The organism is Streptomyces sp. NPDC042102 (assembly GCF_055582305.1).
Genome location: NZ_JBVJDL010000004.1, coordinates 362,384 through 382,556, shown reverse-complemented (window position 1 = coordinate 382,556; position 20,173 = coordinate 362,384). Strand labels below are relative to the sequence as shown.

Sequence of the window (20,173 nt, the reverse complement as noted above, 5' to 3'; positions counted from 1 at the left end):
CGCCGGGCCGCCGACCGCTCGGGCGCGGTGGCCCGTACAGTCGGCGCGAACCACTCCCCGTGCTGCCAAGGAGATGCCAGTGGATTCGACCTCCGCCGACCACTTCCCGCACGATCCGGCAGCTCCCGGCGCCGAGGAGAGCCGTGCCTCCCTGCGCGTCTTCGTCCTGGCGGGCTCCGCCCGCACGGGCTCGGTCAACGCCCAGCTGGCCTCGCTGGTCGCGCGGATCGTGACCGGCGCCGGGGCCCTGGTGGACGTGGCGGATCTCGGAGAGTTCCCCATGCCCCCGTACGACGGCGACGCCGAGTCCGAGGAGGGGCCGCCTCCCGGTGCCAGGGCGCTGAGCGAGCGGATCGAGGCGGCCCAGGCGCTGGTGATCGCGTCGCCGGAGTACAACGCCTCCGTGCCGGGCGTGGTCAAGAACGCGGTCGACTGGGTGTCGCGGCTGCGGCCCCAGCCGTTCAAGGACAAGCAGACCCTGCTGGTGTCGGCGTCCCCGTCGCTGGTCGGCGGCAACCGTGGCCTGTGGGCGCTGCGGATTCCGCTGGAGCACCTCGGCGCCCGCGTCTACCCCGACATGTTCAGCCTGGCGGGTGCCCACCACGCCTTCACCGAGGAGGGAGGACTGGCCGACGCCGGCCTGACCCAGCGCCTGGCCGACACCGTGGACTCCTTCCTCGACCTGGTCGAGGCGGACACCCGCTACCTGTGCCTGCAGCGGCGGTGGTACGAGTTCCTCGGCGACCGGACCGACGCACCGGTCACCTCGCGCGCCCAGGACTGAGGGCGGGCGGTACGCAGCACGACGGCCCGTTCCATGGCTTCGTACAGTGGGCCGGTGATACGACACATAGCGTTCGAGCGCCTGCACAACTTCCGTGACCTCGGCGGATATCGGACCGCCGACGGCCTGACCGTGCGCTGGGGAAGGCTCTACCGGTCCGACTCCCTCGCCAAGCTCACCGCCACCGCCGACCGCGATGCCGCCGCCGTGGCCGACGGCGACTGGGACCGCTTCCGCGCGCTCGGCGTCCGTACCGTCATCGACCTGCGCTACCCCTGGGAGATCGAGGCGAAGGGCCGGGTGCCCGAGGCCGAGGGCCAGGAGTACGTCAACCTCAGCGTGGAGCACCGTCCGTACGACCAGGCGGAGATCGACCCCGACCTGGACCCCTGGCGTTTCCTCGCGGACCGGTTCGCGGAAGTGGCGCTCGACGGCGCCGTGGAGCTCCGGGAAGCTCTGCGCGTGATCGCCGACTCCGAAGAGCCGCAGGTCTTCCACTGTGCGTCGGGCAAGGACCGCACCGGCCTGCTCGCCGCCCTCGTGCTCGCCCTGCTGGGTGTCGACGAGGACCAGATCGCCGCCGACTTCGCCCTCACCGAGCTGGCGACCGAACGCCTGGTGGCCGACTGGAAGGCCGCCAATCCGACGCGGATCCTGCGCTGGCCCGCGTACGGCCGGGCGCCCGAGGAGGTCATCCGGCTCTTCCTCGCCGATCTGACCAGCACCTACGGCTCGGTGCACGACTACGCCACCCGCCACCTCGGGGTCGACGAGGAGCTGATCGCCCGGCTGCGGACCCGTTTGCTGGAGGCGCGGGCCGACGGTGAGCCCAGGGCAGGGGAGTAAGACGTATCCATCATGACAGGTCTGACGGCTTTTTCGTAGGGTGAACAGCACATCATTTCGGCCTTGTTCGAGTGCTGTCGGGGTTTCAGAATTTCGGTCATGAATCACTCGGCGAATATCAATCACGATGCGGTGCTGCGCGCCAGGGTCCTCCTCCTGGGGTCGGAGCAGCCGATGGTCCGTCAGCGCGTCGCTGCCTACCGGGTGCTCTCGCAGGTCAGTCCGCTGGCCTACCTGCCTCGGCTGGCCGTCGACCTCATCGAATACAGCAAGGAATTCGCCGACCGGCCCGAGACGGCACTGCGTTTGCGGGCCGAATCCGTCAGTGCCGCACGCCGCCTGTGCGAACTGCAAGCGGGCCGTGAGGAAGTTCTCGTCGCATCGCTGACCTCGTTCAGGGAGCAGCTGAATTCCATGGGTCGCAGCGAGGAGGCATCAGAAGTGACAGGAGAAATAGCCGTTCTCGAATCCACCCTGACCGGGAGGTAGGCCGGCCCGCTCGGCGGGGCGGACGGCGTGGGGGGACACGGGGGCGCGCCCCGTGTCCCCCCACGGTCATGGACAGCCGGAAGGGCAGCAGTTGACGACGAGGTCAGAGGGTGTTGAGGGAGTCGCGTGCGGTGAAGTGGTAGAGCCCGACCTTCGGGCGGGCGACCGCGCCCGGGGTGGCGAGCGGAAGGCTGACGGAGTCCGCGTTCGGCATGTGGTTCGGATCGGCCAGGATGTTGATCTCGTCGGCGACGGGGCCCTGGCCGCCCGAGGGGTTGAGGTCCACGGCCGCGTAGGTGGTGGCCCCGGGCCGAACCGGGTGCGCCGGTGCGCCGCCCAGGCCGCTCGGCGGGGTCGCCTGGATGCCGAGGGCGGTGTCCTTGGCGCTGAAGCCGACGGCGGGATGGAAGTCGAGGCCGCAGGTGGTGGAGCCGTTGTTGGTCACCGCGATGACGCGCGTGGTGGTCGGGAAGCCCTGCGGTGAGGTGACCTGGACCGTGAGGTTCCGAGCGGAGCAGGGGTGGGTGTACGCGTAGCTGTCGTCCGTGGTCCCGTCCCCGCCGCCGTTCGTCGCCTTGCTGTCCGGAGCCGCCTGCGACGGGCCGGCGGTCGCCGGGTGGCCGGTGCCGGTCGACGCGACGGGGGAGCCGCTCGGGCCGGCGGCCGGCGTCGGGGGCGTGCCGGAGGCCGCCGATGTGCCCGTGCTCGGGCTCGCCGTGGGCGTCTTGACCGCCCCGCTCGTGTCGTCGCCGTCACAGGCGGTCAGGGCCAAGGCCACCCCGACGATGCCGGCGACGGCCGCTGCACGGCTCCGGTTGATGCGCATGAAGGAACTCCCCCGTCTGGTACGTGTCCTACGTGTCCGAGCTGAATCCGCCCGAGTGATCACCACTATGGCGTGAGGGGTTCGGCGTGAGGCACGGCGGGTGACGCACCGCGCGTGACGGAGGGGGACGCCTCGCCCACGGCGGGTTCCCTGACCGCGCCGGACAGCGGAACGCCGCTGGAGTAATAGGATCTCCGCAATGCCCGGACGTAGCGCAGAGGCAGGCGCACCTCTTTGCCAGAGAGGGTACGCCGGTTCGAATCCGGCCGTCCGGGCAGTACAGGGCGTGGTCCCGTAGCGCAGAGGCAGACGCGCCTCCCTGCTCGGGAGGGGGACGCCGGTTCGATTCCGGCCGGGACCACCACAGGAAAGCGGCGGGGGAGTGGCAGGAGTGGCGGAAGGGCACGCCGGGGCTGAGCCCATCAGCGACGAGGAACTGGCGGCCTTCCACCGGACCGTCGGCAGACTGCGCGCCCTGCCCGTGGACGACCCGACCCGGCTGCGTGCCGAACGGGTCGCGGCCTCCTTCGCCCAGGACGGCCGCCAGCGCCGCCGGAAGAACCGCCAGGGCGCCGTCGCCACCGCCGACGCGGCGGTCCTGGCCGCCACCGCCACCGGCGCGCTCGCCCGCCGCGAGGACGCTCCCCTGGAGACCTCCGGCACGGGCGGGGTCCTCATACGTCCCCGGCGTTGCTACGTGTGCAAGTCGCTCTACCAACAGGTCGACGCCTTCTACCACCTGATGTGTCCGGACTGCGCCGCCGACAACACCACCCGCCGGGCGCTGAGCACCGACCTCTCCGGCCGCCGTGCCCTGCTCACGGGCGCCCGGGTGAAGATCGGCTTCCAGCTCGCGCTGATGATGCTCCGCGACGGCGCCGAGCTCCTGGTCACCAGCCGCTTCCCGCAGGACACCCTCGCCCGGTTCCGGGCCGCGCCCGGCAGCGCCGCGTGGCTGGACCGGCTCACCGTCATCGCCGTCGACCTGCGCGACCCCCGGCAGGTCCTCGGCCTCTGCGAACGCCTGCGCGACGAGGGCGAACCCCTCGACATCCTCGTCAACAACGCCGCCCAGACCGTCCGCCGCCCGCCCGAGTCGTACGCGCTGCTCGCCGCCGGTGAGCGCGCGGAGCTTCCCGGCCGGGTCTGGCGGGCGCCCGGCTACACCCCCATGCGGGCCCTGGAGGCGGGCGCCACCGGCGGCGCGCTCGCCCTCGTCCTCGACGACAGCGAGACGGACGAGGCGGGCCTGCTGCCCGATCTCGCGCCCGCCAACTCCTGGTCGGCCCGGATCGGCGAGCTGGACCCCGCCGAACTGCTGGAGACCCAGCTCGTCAACGCGCTCGCCCCTGCCCTCCTCGTCGACCGGCTGCTCCCGCTGCTGCTCGCCTCGCCCCGCCCGAACCGCTACGTCGTCAATGTGACGGCGGTGGAGGGCCGGTTCGCGGTGCGCCGCAAGATGTCCGGGCACCCGCACACCAACATGGCCAAGGCCGCGCTCAACATGCTCACCCGCACCAGCGGCCCCGAGCTCGCCCTGCACGGCGTCCACATGTGCAGCGTCGACACAGGCTGGATCACCGACGAGAACCCCGTGCCGACGAAGAACCGGATCGCCGCCGCGGGCTTCCGCACACCGCTGGACATCGTCGACGGCGCCGCCCGCGTGTACGACCCCATCGTGCGCGGCGAGGCGGGCGATCCGGTCGCGGGCGTCTTCCTCAAGGACTACCAGGAGGCGGCATGGTGAGCGACGGACAGCCGCGGGAGCGGTCGCCGCGACCCGCGCCCGAACCCCTGAACCGGGCGCTGCCGCTGCACGAGACAGTGCCGCTGAACCAAACGGTGCCGGGGCCGGCGCCCGAGCAGTCGGCCGGGACCGGGCCGGTGGCGGGGTTCGCCGGCGTGCCCGACGTCCTGCCCCGCTCCCTCGCCGACCTCGGCCCGCTCCTCGGCTGGCTGCGCGGCGGCGGCGCCACCGACCGCCGCCTGGACTTCCCGGCCGGCACCGCCCTGCCCGACGGCCGGCTCGACCTCTGCAAGCAGGCCCTCGGCCCCGAAGGCGCCACCCTGATCGCCGAAGCACTGCGCGACGGCGGCCGCCGGGGCCCCACGCCCGTACGGCACCTGCTGCTCGGTACGGACGGCCTCGGCGACGACGGGGCGGCCACCGTCGCCGACAGGACCGCCGGCACGGGCGTCGAGACCCTCTACCTCGGGTGCAACGGCATCACCGCCGGTGGCGCCTGCCGGATCGCCGGCAGCCTGCTGGCCTCGGAGCACGTCGTGACCGGCGTCTGGCTCAAGCGCAACCCCCTCGGCACGGGCGGCGGTCACGCCGCCGCCGAACTCATCGCCGCCGCCTCCGAGCTGCGCACCCTCGACCTGGTCCAGACCGGCCTGGACCCGGCCGGGGCCGCCGTGCTGGCCGAGGCGCTGCTCACCGCGGCCGCCGCCGGCCGGCGCGTCGAGCGGCTCTTCCTCGGCGGCAACCCGCTCGGCCGGGCCGGGGCCGCCCCCCTGGCCGCCCTGATCGCAGCCGGAGCGGTCGGCGAGCTGTACACCTCCGCCGCCGGACTGGGCGACGCGGGCGCGCTGCTGCTCGCCGACGCGCTGCGGCGGGCGCCGTACGGGCGGACCGCCCGCCTCTCCGTGGCCAGCAACGGCATCGGGCCCGAAGCCGCCGCCCGGCTGGTGGCCGCCGCGGCCGACGCGGGCGTCGAACTCCTCGACCTCGGCCGGGTCCGCGCCGCCGGTACCCTCGGGGCCGCGGACAACCGCATCGACACCGCCGCCGCGACCGCCATCGGGACCGCACTCGCCGGGCGGGAACACCGGCTGACCCACCTGGTGCTCGCCCACACCGGCATGCGCAGCCGCGAGGCCCACCGGATCCTCGACGCCGCCCCCGGCGCCGCGACCCCGACCCGCTACGTCCTGGGCCGGGGCATCGCCACCAGCGTGCGGCACCGCCTCGACGCGCTCAGTGCGCACCTGCCGATGCCGGCGCTCGCGGCCGACGTCGCCGCCGTACGCAGCGTCCACCGCACGGCACCCCCCACGCCCCGGGAGCCGGGCGGCCCGGGCCTCAGCCCTTCGCCAGGCCGGTGAATATCCCGATCCAGAACCGCTGGTGCTGCTCGGACGCCCCCACCAGGTACGTCGAGCGCAGCTTCGGCGGCAGCAGCGCCACCAGCCGGGCCACCTCCTTGCGGTGTTTCTTCAGCTGGGACAGCTCGGCGTTGGCGATGACCTGGTGCACCACGTCACTGGCGTCACCGCCCTCCACCGACCCCTGTGCCGCCCGGCGCAGCCGCCGCTCCCACACGTCCACCTGTCCGGCCAGCTCCCGCAGCCCCGTCACCGGCCGGTCCTCGAGCCGGTCGATCAGCGCGGTCAGCGACACCGGCGCGTACTCACCGTCCCCGAGATAGACCAGGCCCATCTCCAGCGGCAGGCCGCGCAGATGCAGCTTCACCAGCCGCTCGATCGTGCGCTTGGTGACCCAGGCCCGGCCTTCCTCGTCGATGTCGTGCTTCCACCACTCCAGCACCGTCTCGGCGACCGGCCCGTACCTGGCGATCAGCCACTCGTTCGCCGGGATGTCCTGCGGCTCCACCGTCAGCGAGGCCGTGAACCGCGTCGCCTGCGCGATGTTGTTGCGCGACACCAGCAGCTTGCGGCCCAGGTGGTACGGCGGATTCTGTACGGCGATCTGCGCGCGCAGCCCCTCGATCGGCTGCCCCGCCAGCGACCACTCCTGCGTGATCTCCATCAGCTTGGCGAACGCCGCCTTGTCCTTGGGCCGGTTGTACTCGTCCCACACGATCGCCTTCGGCCCCGGCGCGGTGAACGGGGCGGCCAGCAGGTTGTCCAGCGACCCGTCGGCGGCCGGGACCGGTGCGCACAGGTCCTCGACATTGGTCACGGGCAGCGAGAAGTACAGCGGTTCACGCCCCTGGAGTCCCTCCCGGACGGTCTGCCGCACCAACTCGGTCTTCCCGCATCCCGGCGGGCCCTGGAGGAGCACGCTCCAGCGGTTGCGCAGCGCCGCGCGCACCACCCGGCGGACCGGGTCGGGGATGGAGGCCGGGTTGGGTACGCCCAGCTCCCGCGCGATCCGGTCCAGGATCTCGGTGGTCCGGTCCGGCCCCGGCCGGCCGTCGGCCCGGGGCTCGGCCAGCCGCAGCCGCTCCCCGTTGACCAGGGGCAGCGCCCAGCGCAGCGGGAACCCCTCCCGGGCGTTCGCCAGGATGTGCTCGAGCGTGCGCGGCGAGAGCAGTTCGCGCAAGTGAGGCCCCAGCGAGGCCCACAGCGTGTACACCCCGTTCAGGTCCCAGGTGGGGTACGCGGCGGCCAGCTTCAGCCGCCAGGCCGTGTCGTTGGCGGTGATCCGCAGGGTCACCATCCGGTCCAGGATCGCCAGATCGCTGCGCCGCGCCGCCGTCTCCGCCAGCGACTCGTTGTCCGTCAGGAACACCCCGATGCAGCCGAGCGCCCGCAGGTCGTACTCGCCCAGCGTCCAGTTGCAGGCGACCTGCATCAGCTGCGACTGGATCGACTCGCCCGCCTGCAGCGAATCGTCGATGAGCAGGACGAACGGCCGGCCGGGCTTCAGCCGGCCCATCACCAGCTGGCGCAGCACGAGCCGGCCGGTCTCCGCGTCCCGCACCGGGGCGTTGGCCAGCAGGTCGTCCGGCGTGAGGTTCGCCGCCGGTACGAGGACCAGCTCGGCGTGCGGGTAGGCCTCGGCGACGTGGGAGAAGAACGTGGAGGTCTTGCCGATGCCGTGCTCGCCGAAGACCTGGCCGGTCTGCCCCATGTCGATCATCGCGTCGATGAACGACTCCAGCCGGGACACCCCCGTCCAGCCGTCCGGTGGCCGCGGATACGTGGCATTGGCCCGCCACTCCCGGACGGCCGCCGCGGCCACGGCCGCAGCCGGCTCCGCCGTCATGGTGTTTTTCCCGGTCGTCCCAGCCGTCCCGGTCGTCCCGGTCGTCCCGGCCATCTCGGTCATCCCGCTCATGTCGATCCTGTCGTGACCCGGTGGCAGGCCATCGGGGGAGTGTGGGCCTCGGGCCAGTCGTCGCCGCCCTCGGTGATGAGCCAGATCCACTTGTCGGGCTCGGCGGGCGTGATGTGCGGGGCGTATCCGTCGGTGAGGACCACCACGGCGTCCGCGGACGTCTCGAAGGGCCGCCCGTCGACGGCCGTGCGCCCCTCGACGTAGTCGGCGACGGCCTGGAAGCTCGTACCGCCCCCGCCGAGGACCCGCTCGCCCGGCACGAACGGCATCACCACGCCGTCGAACGACAGCCAGTGCGCCTCCACCCCGTCGATGGAGCCCACCAGTTCGGTCAGCCAGGTCACGACGTGCTGCGGCATCGAGCCCGAGGTGTCGTACGCGATGACCAGCACCCGCTGCCGCACCGGACCGCGCCGCGACAGCATCGGGTCGAGCCCGAGCGCGGCCAGCAGCGCCCCGCGCTTCTTCGGGTACACCAGCCGCTCGCCCTCGCGCAGCTTCGACCCCAGGACGTCGACCAGCCAGCGCTGCCACCAGTCGACACGGCCGGTGCGCGCCGTCTGCCCGCGCAGCAGACCGGCGCCCAGCAGGTCCCACAGCCGCGAGACCCGCTCGGTGGCCCCGTCGGTCCGTTCCAGCAGGTCGTTCAGCTCCTGCTCGGCGACCGCGTGCCCGCGGCGGGCCGCCAGCAGCGAGTTCAGCAGGACCGAGGAGACGGTCGTGTCGACGGTCCGCTGGTCCGCCGGGATCGCGAGGTCCGCGAGACGGACGCACACCGGCGGCGGCACCGGCGGGTGCGCCATCCGCTTCAGCTCGCCGTACACCGACATGTCGGTGGCGATGAACTCGGCGTACTCCAGCGGTTCCAGACCGTGCGCCCGCAGGTCCTCCTCGTACGCCGCGTGGACGGCGTGCGGATCGATACCCGTGGGCTCGCCGTCGAGCAGCGGCAGGCCCGTGCGGCCCAGCCGGGCCATCGCCACGTGGTTGATGGAGACTTCGGCGGCGAGCGTGAACACCGGGTCCGCGCGCAGCTCCGGCTCGACGAACAGGTGGCGGTGGACGAGGTGCCGCGCCTCGTGGAACAGCACGAACTTCACGCCGTCCAGGCCCAGACCGACGAAGAAGTCCGGGTTGTAGAGCAGCAGGCAGCTGCCGTCGCCGCTCGCCACCACCGCCGCGGTGTCCACCGCGGTGGTCGGTATCTGGTGCCGGCACTTGGCGTACAGCCAGGACGCCACCGCGGAGCCGCTCAGACCGAAGTCCAGCAGCGCCGCCTCCTTCAGCTGCCGTGCCCGCTCCACGACCGCGGGATCGGCGGGCCGCCACCGCTCCAGCGCGCGCCGGTCCGCGAGATCCACCACGTGGCGCGCCGGCCCGCCGCCGCGCTCCCCGTACGCCATCTCCTGAGCCACCCCCTCCGTACGCACTCATGGTTACCAGGGGCCGCTGACACCGGGCGAAGGAGTTTCGCCGTAGGATCACCGGCAAGGGCGGAGCCGTAGCGCAGAGGCAGTCGCGCCGGACTCCAGATCCGGGACACGCTGGTTCGAATCCAGCCGCTCCGCCCCCTTCCGTGCCTCCCGCACCGGCCCGGCGCGCGGGGCGCGTTACGCGATCGCGCCCGCCGTCACGATCAGTTCGGGCACGGTCCCGGTGAACGTCGGCAGCAGCTGCGCCAGGACCGCCCAGGCCTCCGTGCCGGTGCCGAGCGAGCCGTGCACCAGGGGCCGCAGCACCTCCTGGGCCTGCGGCAGCCGGGCCGGGAACGCCCAGCGCCCGGCCTCCAGCAGGGCCAGCACGTCGCGGGCCGGCCGCGAGGTGAGGGCGTACGTCGCCGGGCCGTCGACGATGCCGCCCCACCGCATCTTGTGCGCGAAGCCGGGATGGCCGGAGAACCGTTTCCGCAGCTCGTCCGGGCAGTCGATGCGCAGCGCCAGCGCCCAGCGCGCGTACCCCGGCAGAGCCTGTTCGGCGTCGGCCGCCACGACCCGCTCCCAGTCCGCGCGCTGGACCGCGTCGGCCGCCGCCCGGCCCTGACGCATCGTCGTCGCCCGCCGCAGTGCCGGAACCACACCGTCCGGCCCGAAGTCCCGCAGCCCCTCCGGCTCGGACCAGAGGAGCACGTCCCGGGAGACGGCCAGCTGTCCGCGCGCGCCGGGGGCGAAGGGCAGCCCGCGCCGGATGTCCCGCCGGACCGCCCGCCCGGCCCGGTCCGTCCGGTACACCAGCGTGTTGATCTCGGGGTCGTCCTTCTCCAGCATCCACAGGTACGCGGAGGCCGGCACGCCGGTGTGTCCGATCTGCCGGCCGGCGGCCCACCGATCCGGCATGCCCTCCCCGGGCGCCCCGACCCCGGTACGCTCCCGCAGCCGGGCCGCGTCCTCCGGCTCGACGAGCGCCAGCAGGGCGTTGACCGCCCGTTGCGTCTCGCTGTCATGCTCCACGGCCGTCCCCGCCCCTCCTCGACACCTGTGCCGGACGATCATGCCAGGTCGGACCGCAGTGAGGTGCCGGCCCGCCCGGCGCCCAGCGGGGCGAACGTCGCTACCCGCCCCGGCGGACGCCGTTACCCGCCCCGGCGGACGCGGGCGGCCCTGCGGGCCTCGGCGAGTTTGCGGGCCTCCGCGGACTTGCGGGATTCCTTGGGGCGGCCCGAGCCGGTGCCGAGGCCCTGGAACGCCCGGCCCTCGGCCTTGGCCCCGTTCCCCGCCGGAGCGGTGCTGCCGGGCAGCGGGACGCCCGGCGGCTTCCGCGCGCCGGTGATCCGGGTCAGCCCGGCCTCGCCCGAGCGCACCTGGGTGACGACGGGCCGGATGCCGGCGTCCGACATCAGCTTGTTCACGTCCCGCCGCTGGCCGTGGGTGACCAGGGTGACCACCCGGCCCGACTCGCCGGCGCGCGCGGTGCGGCCGCCGCGGTGCAGGTAGTCCTTGGGGTCGGCCGGCGGGTCCACGTTCACGACCAGGTCGAGGGCGTCGACGTGGATGCCGCGCGCGGCGACGTTCGTCGCGACGAGGACCGTGATCTGACCGTTCTTGAACTGGTCGAGGGTGTGCGAGCGCTGCGGCTGGGACTTGCCGCTGTGCAGCGCGGCCGCCCGCACCCCGCTGCCCCGCAGGTGCCGGGTGAACTGGTCGACGGCGTGCTTGGTGTCGAAGAACATCAGCACCCGGCCGTCGCGCGCCGCGATCTCGGTGGCGGTGGCGTACTTGTCGGCGCCGTGCACGTGCAGCACATGGTGCTCCATGGTGGCGACCGCGCCCGCCGCCCGGTCGACCGTCGCGACCACCGGGTCGGTGAGGTAGTGCCGCACCAGGTGGTCGACGTTGCGGTCCAGGGTGGCCGAGAACAGCAGGCGCTGGCCGTCGGGGCGCACCTGGTCCAGGACCTCCGTGACCTGCGGCAGGAAGCCCAGGTCGCACATCTGGTCGGCCTCGTCGAGCACGGTGATCCGCACCTGGTCCAGGTGGCAGTCCCGGCGCGAGACCAGGTCGGCGAGGCGTCCGGGGGTCGCGACGACCACCTCGGCACCCGCCTTCAGCGCCGACGACTGCCGCCCGATCGACAGCCCGCCGACCACCGTCGCCAGCCGCAGCTTCAGCAGGTCCGCGTACGGCGTGAGCGCGTCGGAGACCTGCTGGGCCAGCTCGCGCGTCGGTACGAGGACCAGCGCCAGCGGCCGCTTCGCCTCCGCGCGCCGTCCCGCCGTACGGACGAGCAGCGCCAGCCCGAAGGCGAGGGTCTTGCCGGAGCCGGTGCGCGCGCGGCCGAGGACGTCCCGGCCGGCCAGCGCGTTGGGGAGGGTCGCTGCCTGGACGGGGAAGGGCTTCGTCACGTCCAGGGCGGCCATCCGCTCCACGAGGTCCGCGGGCAGCCCGAGCTCGGCGAAGGACTCCACGGGCGGCAGCCCTGGAGTGACCGTTTCCGGCAGCGCGAACTCGTGCCGTGCGTTCATGGAGAAACCTTCCTTGTCCCGGTGCTTCCGGCGCCCGGAACGGGCCGGGGCCCGTACCCCTTCGGTACGGGCCCCGGCACCATCGTCAGCGTCCGGCCATTTTACTCGCCCGACCCGCCGCTCACCCCGCTACCGCAGTTCCAGCCGGGCGATCCCGCCCCGCTCCAGCGCCGTGTACAGCGCCCCGTCCGGCCCGAAGGCCAGGCCGTGCGGCTCGCAGCCCGGGTCGGGCAGCGCGTACTCGGTGACCTCCCCGCCCGCGTCGACGCGCCCGACCCGGCCGGCGGCCCACTCGGTGAACCACACGGCCCCGTCCGGCCCGGCGGCGACGGCGTGCGGCCGGCAGCCGGGGTCGGACAGGGGGAACTCGGTGACCTCGCCGTCCGGCGTGATCCTGGCGATCCGGCCCGCACCGATCTCGGCGCACCACAGGGCGCCGTCCGGGCCGGCCGTCAGGCCCACGGGCGCGGCACCCGGCGTCGGCAGCGTGATCACGGTCACCTCCCCGTCGACCGTGATCCGGCCGACGGCGCCGGCCTGGTTGAGCGTGAACCACAGCGCGCCGTCGCCGCCCGCCACGATGAAGGACGGGAAGGCGCCTTCGACGGGCAGCGGGAACTCGCTGACCTCGCCGTCGGTGGTGATCCGGCCGATCCGGTCGCTGTGCAGCTGGGTGAACCACAGGGCCCCGTCCGGCCCGGCGGCGATGCCGTACGGTCCGGTGCCGGGCGTGGGCAGCTCGTACGAACGGGACCGGCCGTCGGTGGTGATCCGGCCGATGCGGTGGTCCCGCATCCGCGTGAACCACAGGGCACCGTCGGGACCGGGCGTGATGAGGGAGGGCCCGCAGTCGGGGGAGTCCAGGGCGAACTCCGTCACCTCCCCGTCGGGGGTGATCCGGGCGATGCGGCCCGCGTGGACGAGGGTGCACCACAGGGCGCCGTCGGGGCCGGCGGCCAGGGCGTACGGGCCGGAGGCGGGGTCGGGGACGGGGAAGGTGCGCAGAGCGGGGTCGGTGGGGTGGGTGGAGTGGGTGGTGCGGGGCACGTGGTTCCTTTCGGGCGGCACGTCGACGTATCGGTGGGTCGACGTGCCGGGGCGTCGTTGCGCGGGTGGGGCGATGAGCGGAGGGACGGAAGGGCTGGGTGACCGTGGGCAGCGGGCGGGTCAGGCCGTCGCCGGGACCAGGGCGGCGGTCGCGGCCCGCAGGGTGAGCCGGTCGCCCGTCCAGCGCTCCCGCAGCAGCCGGTCGTGGCTGACGAGGACCACCGCACCGGGGAACTCGGCGAGCGCGGCCTCCAGTTCCTCGGCCAGTGCCAGGGAGAGGTGGTTCGTCGGTTCGTCGAGCAGCAGCACGTCGAGCGGTTCGCTCACCAGGCGGGCGAGGGCGAGGCGCTGCCGCTGCCCGGCGGAGAGCGCGCCGACGGGTACGTCGAGCCGGTCCCGGGCGAACAGGCCCAGGGACAGCAGCCGTTCGGTGTGCTCCTCGGGCGTCCCGGCGCGGCCGTGGGCGTACGCCTCGAGCACCGTGCGTCCGGCCGGGCCCACGTCGGTCTGCTGCGCGAGCAGGCCGGTCCGGCCGCGCCGTACGACCTGGCCGTGCGTGGGGTCCGCCGTGCCCGCCAGGATGTTCAGCAGGGTGCTCTTGCCCGCCCCGTTGGGTCCGTCGACCAGCAGCCGGTCGCCCGCCCGCAGGGTCAGACCGACCGGCGCGAGCCGCCCGGCGACCTCGACGGCGTCCGCCTCGATCAGCGCGCGCGAGGAGGGCCGGCCGTCCCCCGGCCGCGGGAGCGGGGTGTGCAGGGCGGGGGCGAAGCGCAGCGGTTCGGCCGGGGCGGGCACGGGGGCGGCGAGCAGGCGCGTCAGCCGCTCCTCGGCGTTGCGGACCCGGCTCGCCAGGGACTGCTGGACGCGTCCGGCGGCGCGGTCGTACGCCATCTTGTTGCCGTCCTTCATGGTCCGGCCGGGCGCCACCCGGCGCGCGGTGGTGGCGGCGCTCTCGCGCAGCCGCGCCACCTCGTCCCGCCAGGCGGCATGGGCCTCGGCGCGGCGGCGCCGGTCGGCGGCGCGTTCGGCGAGGTAGCCCGCGTAGCCGTTGCCGTAGCGCACGGCCCGGTGCAGATCGCCGTCGACCTCCAGCAGGTCGGTGGTGACCCGGTCCAGGAACACACGGTCGTGGGAGACGGCCACGGTGGTGCCGCGGCGGGTGCGCAGGTGGTCCTCGAGCCAGGTCAGCGCGGCGTCGTCGAGGTGGTTGGTCGGTTCGTCGAGGAGCAGGACCTCGGGAGCGGCCGCGAGCAGCGCGGCCAGGCGCAGCCGGACCTGTTCGCCGCCGGAGAGGCCGGCCGCGACGCGGTCGCGGGGCAGGTCGATGAGGCCGAGGCCGTGCAGGGCCCGCTCGACGCGGGCGTCGGCCTCGTAGCCGCCGCGCAGTTCGAAGGCGGTGAGCAGGTCGGCGTAGGCGTCGAGGACGGTGGTGTCGCCCTCGGCCATCTGCGCCTCGAGGTGGCGCATCCGCCGTTCCATGGAGCGCAGTTCGCCCAGCGCCCGGTCGATGACCTGCTGGACGGTCAGGTGGGCGGGGAGGGTCTCCTCCTGCGCGAGGTGGCCGATGCCGCCGTCGGCGCGGACGACGACCTGGCCCTGGTCGGGGCGCTCGGCGCCGGCCAGCAGCCGGAGCAGGGTGGACTTGCCGGAGCCGTTCTCGCCGACGATGCCCAGGCGCCCGCCCGGGGGGACGGTGCAGGAGACGGAGTCGAGGACGAGGCGGCCGTTGTAGGACTTGGTGACGTCAAGAGCGGTGAGCTGCGCAGGCATGCGGCTTCTTTCGTGCGGAGGGGGTGGGGGAGGGGGCGGTGCGGGCGGTGTGACGGTCGATGAGCACGGGGGACTCCTTCGAGAGGGTTAACGCGACGGATGTTGCGTTAGAATCGTGCCATGGATACATCGACCCCTGCAAGTGGTCATTTCGAACCACCTGCCGAACCACCTGCCGAACCACCTGCCGAACCACCTGTCGAACCACCTGTCGAACCGTCGGCCGGGCCGCCGAGCGGGGCTCCCGCCCGGCGCCGGACCGGTGGCCGCAGTGCCCGGGTCCGGGCCCAGGTCCTCGACGCGGTGGGCGTGCTGCTCGTCGAGGGCGGGTACGACGCGCTGACCGTGGACGCGGTCGCCGAGCGCGCCGGAGTGCACCGCACCACCGTCTACCGGCGCTGGCGGGACGTGGGCGGACTGCTGGCCGACGTACTGGACGCGGCGGCGGCCGACGACACGTGGACCCCGCCCGACACCGGTTCCCTGGAGGGTGACCTGACCGCGCTGAACCAGGAGGTCTACGACGCCCTGGCCGCCGGTCCGTCGGTGACCGCGGCGCTGATCGCCGCGTCGTTCCGGTCGCCGGAGGCCGCCGGGGCGCTCGCCCGCTTCTGGGCCGACCGGTACGAGCGGTGCGCGGCGGTCGTCTCCCGCGCGGTCGCGCGCGGTGACCTCGACGCCGCCACCGACGCCCACGCGCTGCTGGTCACCGCGACGGCGCCGCTCTACCACCTGCTGCTCCTGCTGCGCGACGACCCCGACCCGGGGCTGCCGCGCCGGGCGGCCGCGGCGGCGGCCGCGGCCGCCCGCGCGGGGGCCTTCGCCGCCCCGGACACGGCACCGGGCGGGGCGGGGCCGTGACGGCCGCACCCCGCCCCGGACACGGGATCAGTGGTCAGGGGCCGGTGGGCAGTGCTCAGGGCGCGCTGACGGCGATCGCCGCCACCGGGCAGGCGCGCGCCGCCTCCCGGACGAGGGCACTGCCCCCGCCGTCCTCCCGCCCCGGCACCAGCGCACTGAGCCCGTCGTCGTCCTGCGTGAACACCTCGGGTGCGGTCAGCGCGCACTGCCCCGCGCCGATGCACCGCTCCCGGTCGATCGCGATCCGTACGGCGTCCCGCGCGTCCGCCGGGCCCCTCGCGCTCACCACGTCACGGGGAGCTCGACCATCCCCTGGATGCTGTCCCCGGGCTTGAACGGGATCTCCTCCGCCGGTGCGGCCAGCCGCAGTCCGGGAAGGCGCGCGAAGAGGGTGCCCAGCGCGATCTCCATCTCGGCGCGGGCCAGGTTCTGCCCCAGGCACTGGTGGATGCCGAAGCCGAACGCCACGTGGTGGCGGGCCGACCGGTGCCAGTCCAGGGTGTCCGGTTCCGGATAGACGTCCTCGTCGCGGTTGATGACGGACGTCGTGAAGACCACCCCGTCGTCCTTGGCGATGACCGTCCCGCCCACCTCGATGTCCTCGGTCGCCACCCGCAGCATCCCGTCGGCGATCGACAGGAAGCGCATCAGCTCCTCGACGGCCGCCGGCATCAGGGACGGGTCCGCCCGCAGCTCGGCCAGCTGTTCCGGATGGCGCAGCAGGGTGAACGTACCGAGCGAGATCATGTTCGCGGTGGTCTCGTGCCCCGCGACCAGCAGGACCAGGGCGACGGCGACCAGTTCCTCGAGGCCGATCTCGCCGGTCTCCAGCCGCTCCGCGATCAGCTCGTCCAGCAGGCCGTCACCCGGTTCCGCACGCTTGCGCTCGATCAGGGATCCCAGGTAGGCGTCCAGGCGCCTGCGCGCGTCGCCGACGTCGGCGGCCTCCGGACCGCGCAGCAGGCGCCGGGACAGTTCCTCGAAGTGGTCGTGGTCCTCGTACGGCACCCCGAGCAGTGCGCAGATCACGGAGGACGGCACGGGCAGGGCGAAGGCGCTGACCAGCTCCGCCCGCGGGCCCTTGGCCACCATGTCGTCGATCAGCCGGTCCACGGTCTCCTGGATGCGGGGGCGCAGGGCGGCCGTCCGTTTCACGGAGAAGCTGGGGATCAGCATGCGGCGCTGGACGTTGTGCTCGGGGTCGTCCAGACCGAGCAGGGCCGTCCGGCGGTTCGTCAGGGCCTTGAAGCGCGGGGAGGCGGCGGGGAACGCCGCGTTCTCCCGGTTGGTGGACAGTCTCTGGTCCGACAGCAGGGCGCGCGCCTCGGCGTGTCCGGTCACCACCCACACCGAGCGGCCGTCGAAGAGGCTGACGCGGGAGAGGGGGCGGGTCTCGCGCAAGGGCTGGTAGGCGGTGGGCGGGTGGTAGGGACAGCTGCGGCTCTGGGGAAAGGCAACGGCTTCTGTCATGAGGCACCTCGAAATGCGATGGTTCCGTCTGCCAAGGCCATTACATGCCCAAGGCATCTATCGTGCACGCACCAGAACCAGCCAAACGCCACAACCTCCTCGTCACGCGACATGCCGGACGCGACATGCCGGACGCGACACGCCGGACGCGGCGCGCCGGGCACGCCGGTGGCCGCGACGCATGATGGCTGGCATGACCGACCCCACCGCCTCCGCCGACGAGGCCGCGGCCGACCGTGTCCTGAAGTCCAAGCACCGCGCCATGTGGGCGCTCGGCGACTACCCGTCCGTGGCGTCGCACGTCATCCCGGGACTGGGGGCCGAGCTCGTCGAGGCCTCCGGCGTGCAGCGCGGGGACCGCGTGCTGGACATCGGCGCCGGCTCGGGGAACGCCGCGATCCCCGCCGCCCTGGCCGGCGCCGACGTCGTGGCCTCCGACCTGACGCCCGAACTGATCGACGTCGGCCGGGAGATCGCCAAGGTGCGCGGCGCCCGGCTCGACTGGCGGGAGGCCGACGCCGAGGCACTGCCGTTCGCGGACGGGGAGTTCGACGTCGTCATGTCCTGCGTCGGGATCATGTTCGCGCCGCACCACCAGCGGGCCGCGGACGAACTCGTCCGCGTCTGCCGCGCCGGCGGCACGATCGGGCTGGCCAACTGGACGCCGCAGGGGTTCATCGGCCGGATGTTCGCCACCATGAAGCCGTACGCGCCGCCGCCCCCGCCCGGCGCCCAGCCGCCGCCGCTGTGGGGCGACGAGGAACACGTCGCCACGCTGCTCGGCGACCGCGTCATCGACATCGACGCGCGCCGGCGGACCGTACGCGTGGAGCGGTTCTCGGGAGCCGAGGACTTCCGCGAGTTCTTCAAGGCCACCTACGGTCCCACCATCGCCGTGTACCGCGCCGTCGCCGACGACCCCGACAAGGTCGCCGCACTGGACCGCGACCTCGCCGACCTCGCGCGCGAGCACATGGCCGCGGACGGCGCCATGGACTGGGAGTACCTGCTGCTCACGGCCCATCGGCGCGGCTGAACCCCCGCCCGGTTCCCGCCCGGTTCCCGCCCGGTTCCGGCCCGGTCCCCGCCCGGCCTCCGCGGCTACGGCGTCAGCAGCCGGTGCAGGCGCAGCGCGAGCTGGTTCTCCAGGGCGCGGCCGGGGGCGTTCCAGTCCCGGCCGAGCAGCAGGGCCACCCGCTCCAGCCGCTGCGCCACCGTGTTGACGTGGACGTGCAGCGCGTCCTTGGCCAGCGACAGGCTGCCGCCCTGGGCGTAGTACGCGTCCAGGGTGCGCAGCAGCTCCGTCCCGCGCGCGGTGTCGTAGTCGATGACCGGGCCCAGGACCCGCGTCACGTAGCCGTGGATGTCCGTCCGGTCGCCGAGCAGCACCCCGACGAAACCGAGGTCGGGCAGGGCGGCGCCCTCGCCGGCCCGGCCCAGGGTGTGCAGCGCCTCCGCGCACCGCACGGCCTCGGCGTACACCGCGGGGATCTGTCCGGGTCCGGCGGCGGGACCGGCCGAGCCGGCCGTGACACGGGCGCCGACCGCCCGCCCCAGGTCCTCGGCGAGCGCGACGGCCAGGGGGCCCGGGTCGGTGCACGGCGCGAGGAGCACGACGTGGCCGCCGTGCGGTCCGGCCAGTCCGCCGAGCGCACGGGCCTGCCGGGCGGCCTCGGTGACCAGCCGGGCGCGGGCGGCGGGATCGCAGCGCAGGACCAGGACGCACGTCGGCCGGCCCAGGTCGACGCCGAGCCGCCGGGCACGCAGCCCGAGCCCGGCGCCGCCCGCGCCGTCGCCGCCTCCGTCCGGCGTGCCGACGGGCGGCGTGCCGACGGGTGGCGTGAGGAGATCGTCGAGGAGCTCGCCCCGTACCCGGTCCTCGGCCTCCGCGACCGACCGGCGCATCAGCAGCAGCAACGCCGTGACCAGACCCGCGCGTTCGAACAGCCGGCGGTCCGCGTCGCCCAGGTCCGCACGGCCGGTCAGCGCCATGGCGCCGAGCAGCTCCGGCCCCGCCAGGACCGCGCAGACCCACACCCCGCCCTCGACGCACACGGCACGCCCGCCGCCGCGCGAGGCGGCGACCGCCTCGGCCGACGGCGGATGGGCGGAGACGTCCTCCCCGGCCCCCGGGCGGCCGCCCCCGTGGGGACCCACCCGGGCCAGCTCCGCGCCGTCGGCGTCGTGCACCACCAGGCGGCCGCCGAGGACCGAGGCGATCTCCCGCGCCACCTCGGCCACCCCGCCGCCGCGCAGGACAAGGTCGGTGAGCCGGTCGTGGGTCTCGGCGGCCCGCGCGATCGCCGAACTGTGCGCGCGGGCCGTACGGTTGGCGGCGTCGAGCTCGGCGAGTGCCGCCCGGGTCTCCTCCAGCCGCCGGGCGCTGTCGATGGCGATCGCCGCGTGGTCGGCGAGGGAGGCCAGCAGCGCGATGGCGTCGGGCGCGAAGTCGCGCGGCGACCGGTCGGCGGCGAACAGCACCCCGATGACCCGGGTGCCCAGGCTCAGGGGAACACCGAGGATCGCGCACAGGCCCTCCTCGTCCACCCCCTTGTCGATGGCCGCCACGTGCCGGAACCGGGTGTCCGTGCGGTAGTCGGTGCTCGCGTACGGGCGGGCGGTCTGCGCGACCAGCCCGCCCAGCCCGTCGCCCATGGCCAGGCGCAGCTGCTGGAACGCGGCCGACACCGACCCCTCCGTGACCCGCATGTACGTGTCCCCGGCCACCGGGTCGTGCAGCGTCAGATAGGCGACGTCGGTGCGCAGCAGCTTGCGGGCGCGCCGGACGATCGCGCGCAGTACGGAGTCCAGGTCGCGCAGGGCCGCGAGGTCGCCGGCGGTGTCGAACAGCGCCTCCAGCTCGGCCTCGCGGCGCCGGTGCTGGCCCAGCGCGCGGTGCACCCCGAGCGCGGCGTCGGTGGCCCTCGCCAGCAGCGCCAGCTCCTCGGCCGGGGCCCCGGCGGCGCGGGCCTCGGCGGCGGGCCGGGCGAACTCCTCGGTGCCGCCGCCCTGGGCGAGCAGGTCGAGCAGCCGCAGCAGCCGCCCGGCCACCGCCGGGTCGGCGCCGCCGCCACCGCCGTACGGGGTGACCAC

General features: G+C 74.3%; 17 protein-coding genes and 3 tRNA genes. 10 read left to right on the top strand and 10 right to left on the bottom strand.

Going from position 1 to position 20,173, the window contains the following annotated elements:
- Positions 1–151: 151 nt before the first annotated feature.
- The 3 genes from ACZ6KO_RS19840 (at position 152) to ACZ6KO_RS19830 (ending at position 2,119) form a co-directional block, all read left to right on the top strand.
- Complete coding sequence (locus ACZ6KO_RS19840) at positions 152–784, top strand: NADPH-dependent FMN reductase (protein ID WP_469305710.1); 633 nt, start codon at positions 152–154, stop codon at positions 782–784.
- Positions 785–838: 54 nt separating this feature from the next.
- Positions 839–1,630: a tyrosine-protein phosphatase gene (locus tag ACZ6KO_RS19835; RefSeq protein WP_469305290.1), complete on the top strand. Its 792-nt coding sequence runs from the start codon at positions 839–841 to the stop codon at positions 1,628–1,630.
- Positions 1,631–1,729: 99 nt separating this feature from the next.
- Positions 1,730–2,119, top strand: a complete 390-nt coding sequence (locus tag ACZ6KO_RS19830) for a hypothetical protein (RefSeq protein ID WP_469305289.1) — start codon at positions 1,730–1,732, stop codon at positions 2,117–2,119.
- A gap of 103 nt (positions 2,120–2,222) precedes the next feature.
- Here ACZ6KO_RS19830 and ACZ6KO_RS19825 read toward each other — a convergent pair whose 3' ends face one another.
- Positions 2,223–2,945 (bottom strand): DUF4232 domain-containing protein, encoded by a 723-nt coding sequence (locus ACZ6KO_RS19825; protein ID WP_469305288.1) that lies wholly within the window; start codon positions 2,943–2,945, stop codon positions 2,223–2,225.
- Between the two features lie 203 nt (positions 2,946–3,148).
- On the opposite strand from ACZ6KO_RS19825, the gene ACZ6KO_RS19820 reads away from it, so the two are divergent.
- From ACZ6KO_RS19820 to ACZ6KO_RS19805, 4 genes are all read left to right on the top strand, one after another.
- Positions 3,149–3,220, top strand: a tRNA-Gly gene (locus ACZ6KO_RS19820).
- Between the two features lie 13 nt (positions 3,221–3,233).
- Positions 3,234–3,309, top strand: a tRNA-Ser gene (locus ACZ6KO_RS19815).
- Positions 3,310–3,327: 18 nt separating this feature from the next.
- Positions 3,328–4,695 carry an SDR family NAD(P)-dependent oxidoreductase gene (locus ACZ6KO_RS19810; protein WP_469305287.1) on the top strand — a complete coding sequence of 456 codons (1,368 nt, stop codon included), beginning with the start codon at positions 3,328–3,330 and terminating at the stop codon, positions 4,693–4,695.
- Positions 4,689–6,056, top strand: coding sequence for a leucine-rich repeat domain-containing protein (locus tag ACZ6KO_RS19805; RefSeq protein ID WP_469305286.1), 1,368 nt, complete (start codon positions 4,689–4,691; stop codon positions 6,054–6,056). The genes ACZ6KO_RS19810 and ACZ6KO_RS19805 overlap by 7 nt, the downstream gene beginning before the upstream one ends.
- On the opposite strand, the gene ACZ6KO_RS19800 is transcribed toward ACZ6KO_RS19805, so the two are convergent.
- Together ACZ6KO_RS19800 and ACZ6KO_RS19795 are read right to left on the bottom strand one after the other, a co-directional pair.
- Complete coding sequence (locus ACZ6KO_RS19800; protein ID WP_469305709.1) at positions 6,034–7,965, bottom strand: AAA family ATPase; 1,932 nt, start codon at positions 7,963–7,965, stop codon at positions 6,034–6,036. The two genes, ACZ6KO_RS19805 and ACZ6KO_RS19800, sit on opposite strands and share 23 nt — an antisense overlap.
- A gap of 5 nt (positions 7,966–7,970) precedes the next feature.
- Complete coding sequence (locus tag ACZ6KO_RS19795) at positions 7,971–9,377, bottom strand: vWA domain-containing protein (RefSeq protein WP_469305708.1); 1,407 nt, start codon at positions 9,375–9,377, stop codon at positions 7,971–7,973.
- A 90-nt stretch (positions 9,378–9,467) separates the two neighbouring features.
- Between ACZ6KO_RS19795 and ACZ6KO_RS19790 the strand changes: the two genes are divergently transcribed.
- Positions 9,468–9,543: transfer RNA gene (locus ACZ6KO_RS19790), tRNA-Trp, on the top strand.
- A 41-nt stretch (positions 9,544–9,584) separates the two neighbouring features.
- Here ACZ6KO_RS19790 and ACZ6KO_RS19785 read toward each other — a convergent pair.
- The 4 genes from ACZ6KO_RS19785 to ACZ6KO_RS19770 all read right to left on the bottom strand — a co-directional run bounded on the left by ACZ6KO_RS19785 (position 9,585) and on the right by ACZ6KO_RS19770 (position 14,749).
- Positions 9,585–10,421: a hypothetical protein gene (locus ACZ6KO_RS19785; protein WP_469305285.1), complete on the bottom strand. Its 837-nt coding sequence runs from the start codon at positions 10,419–10,421 to the stop codon at positions 9,585–9,587.
- 122 nt (positions 10,422–10,543) lie between these two features.
- Positions 10,544–11,932: a DEAD/DEAH box helicase gene (locus ACZ6KO_RS19780; RefSeq protein ID WP_469305284.1), complete on the bottom strand. Its 1,389-nt coding sequence runs from the start codon at positions 11,930–11,932 to the stop codon at positions 10,544–10,546.
- Positions 11,933–12,061: 129 nt separating this feature from the next.
- On the bottom strand, positions 12,062–12,979 hold the full coding sequence (locus tag ACZ6KO_RS19775; protein ID WP_469305283.1) for a Vgb family protein: 918 nt from the start codon (positions 12,977–12,979) through the stop codon (positions 12,062–12,064).
- 120 nt (positions 12,980–13,099) lie between these two features.
- The gene (locus ACZ6KO_RS19770) at positions 13,100–14,749 is read right to left on the bottom strand and encodes an ABC-F family ATP-binding cassette domain-containing protein (protein WP_469305282.1); all 1,650 of its coding nucleotides are present in this window, start codon (positions 14,747–14,749) and stop codon (positions 13,100–13,102) included.
- Between the two features lie 120 nt (positions 14,750–14,869).
- Here ACZ6KO_RS19770 and ACZ6KO_RS19765 point away from each other — a divergent pair, with 120 nt between their 5' ends.
- Entirely contained in the window at positions 14,870–15,610 is a 741-nt protein-coding gene (locus ACZ6KO_RS19765; protein ID WP_469305281.1) for a TetR/AcrR family transcriptional regulator, read from the top strand.
- Between the two features lie 55 nt (positions 15,611–15,665).
- On the opposite strand, the gene ACZ6KO_RS19760 is transcribed toward ACZ6KO_RS19765, so the two are convergent.
- Positions 15,666–15,896: a ferredoxin gene (locus ACZ6KO_RS19760; RefSeq protein WP_469305280.1), complete on the bottom strand. Its 231-nt coding sequence runs from the start codon at positions 15,894–15,896 to the stop codon at positions 15,666–15,668.
- A complete protein-coding gene (locus ACZ6KO_RS19755; RefSeq protein WP_469305279.1) occupies positions 15,893–17,080 on the bottom strand; it encodes a cytochrome P450 in 1,188 nt (395 codons plus the stop codon). The genes ACZ6KO_RS19760 and ACZ6KO_RS19755 overlap by 4 nt, the downstream gene beginning before the upstream one ends.
- Positions 17,081–17,273: 193 nt before the next feature.
- Here ACZ6KO_RS19755 and ACZ6KO_RS19750 point away from each other — a divergent pair, with 193 nt between their 5' ends.
- Positions 17,274–18,116: a class I SAM-dependent methyltransferase gene (locus ACZ6KO_RS19750; protein WP_469305278.1), complete on the top strand. Its 843-nt coding sequence runs from the start codon at positions 17,274–17,276 to the stop codon at positions 18,114–18,116.
- Positions 18,117–18,181: 65 nt separating this feature from the next.
- Here the strand turns inward: ACZ6KO_RS19750 and ACZ6KO_RS19745 are convergent, their stop codons facing one another.
- The gene (locus ACZ6KO_RS19745) at positions 18,182–20,173 is read right to left on the bottom strand and encodes a helix-turn-helix domain-containing protein (RefSeq protein WP_469305277.1); all 1,992 of its coding nucleotides are present in this window, start codon (positions 20,171–20,173) and stop codon (positions 18,182–18,184) included.

Coding starts and splice junctions, on each gene's coding strand:
- ACZ6KO_RS19825 (WP_469305288.1), bottom strand. CDS start 2,945: ATGCGCATCAACCGGAGCCGTGCAGCGGCCGTCGCCGGCATCGTCGGG.
- ACZ6KO_RS19830 (WP_469305289.1), top strand. CDS start 1,730: ATGAATCACTCGGCGAATATCAATCACGATGCGGTGCTGCGCGCCAGG.
- ACZ6KO_RS19755 (WP_469305279.1), bottom strand. CDS start 17,080: ATGACAGAAGCCGTTGCCTTTCCCCAGAGCCGCAGCTGTCCCTACCAC.
- ACZ6KO_RS19800 (WP_469305709.1), bottom strand. CDS start 7,965: ATGACCGAGATGGCCGGGACGACCGGGACGACCGGGACGGCTGGGACG.
- ACZ6KO_RS19805 (WP_469305286.1), top strand. CDS start 4,689: ATGGTGAGCGACGGACAGCCGCGGGAGCGGTCGCCGCGACCCGCGCCC.
- ACZ6KO_RS19765 (WP_469305281.1), top strand. CDS start 14,870: ATGGATACATCGACCCCTGCAAGTGGTCATTTCGAACCACCTGCCGAA.
- ACZ6KO_RS19750 (WP_469305278.1), top strand. CDS start 17,274: ATGACCGACCCCACCGCCTCCGCCGACGAGGCCGCGGCCGACCGTGTC.
- ACZ6KO_RS19770 (WP_469305282.1), bottom strand. CDS start 14,749: ATGCCTGCGCAGCTCACCGCTCTTGACGTCACCAAGTCCTACAACGGC.
- ACZ6KO_RS19795 (WP_469305708.1), bottom strand. CDS start 9,377: ATGGCGTACGGGGAGCGCGGCGGCGGGCCGGCGCGCCACGTGGTGGAT.
- ACZ6KO_RS19780 (WP_469305284.1), bottom strand. CDS start 11,932: ATGAACGCACGGCACGAGTTCGCGCTGCCGGAAACGGTCACTCCAGGG.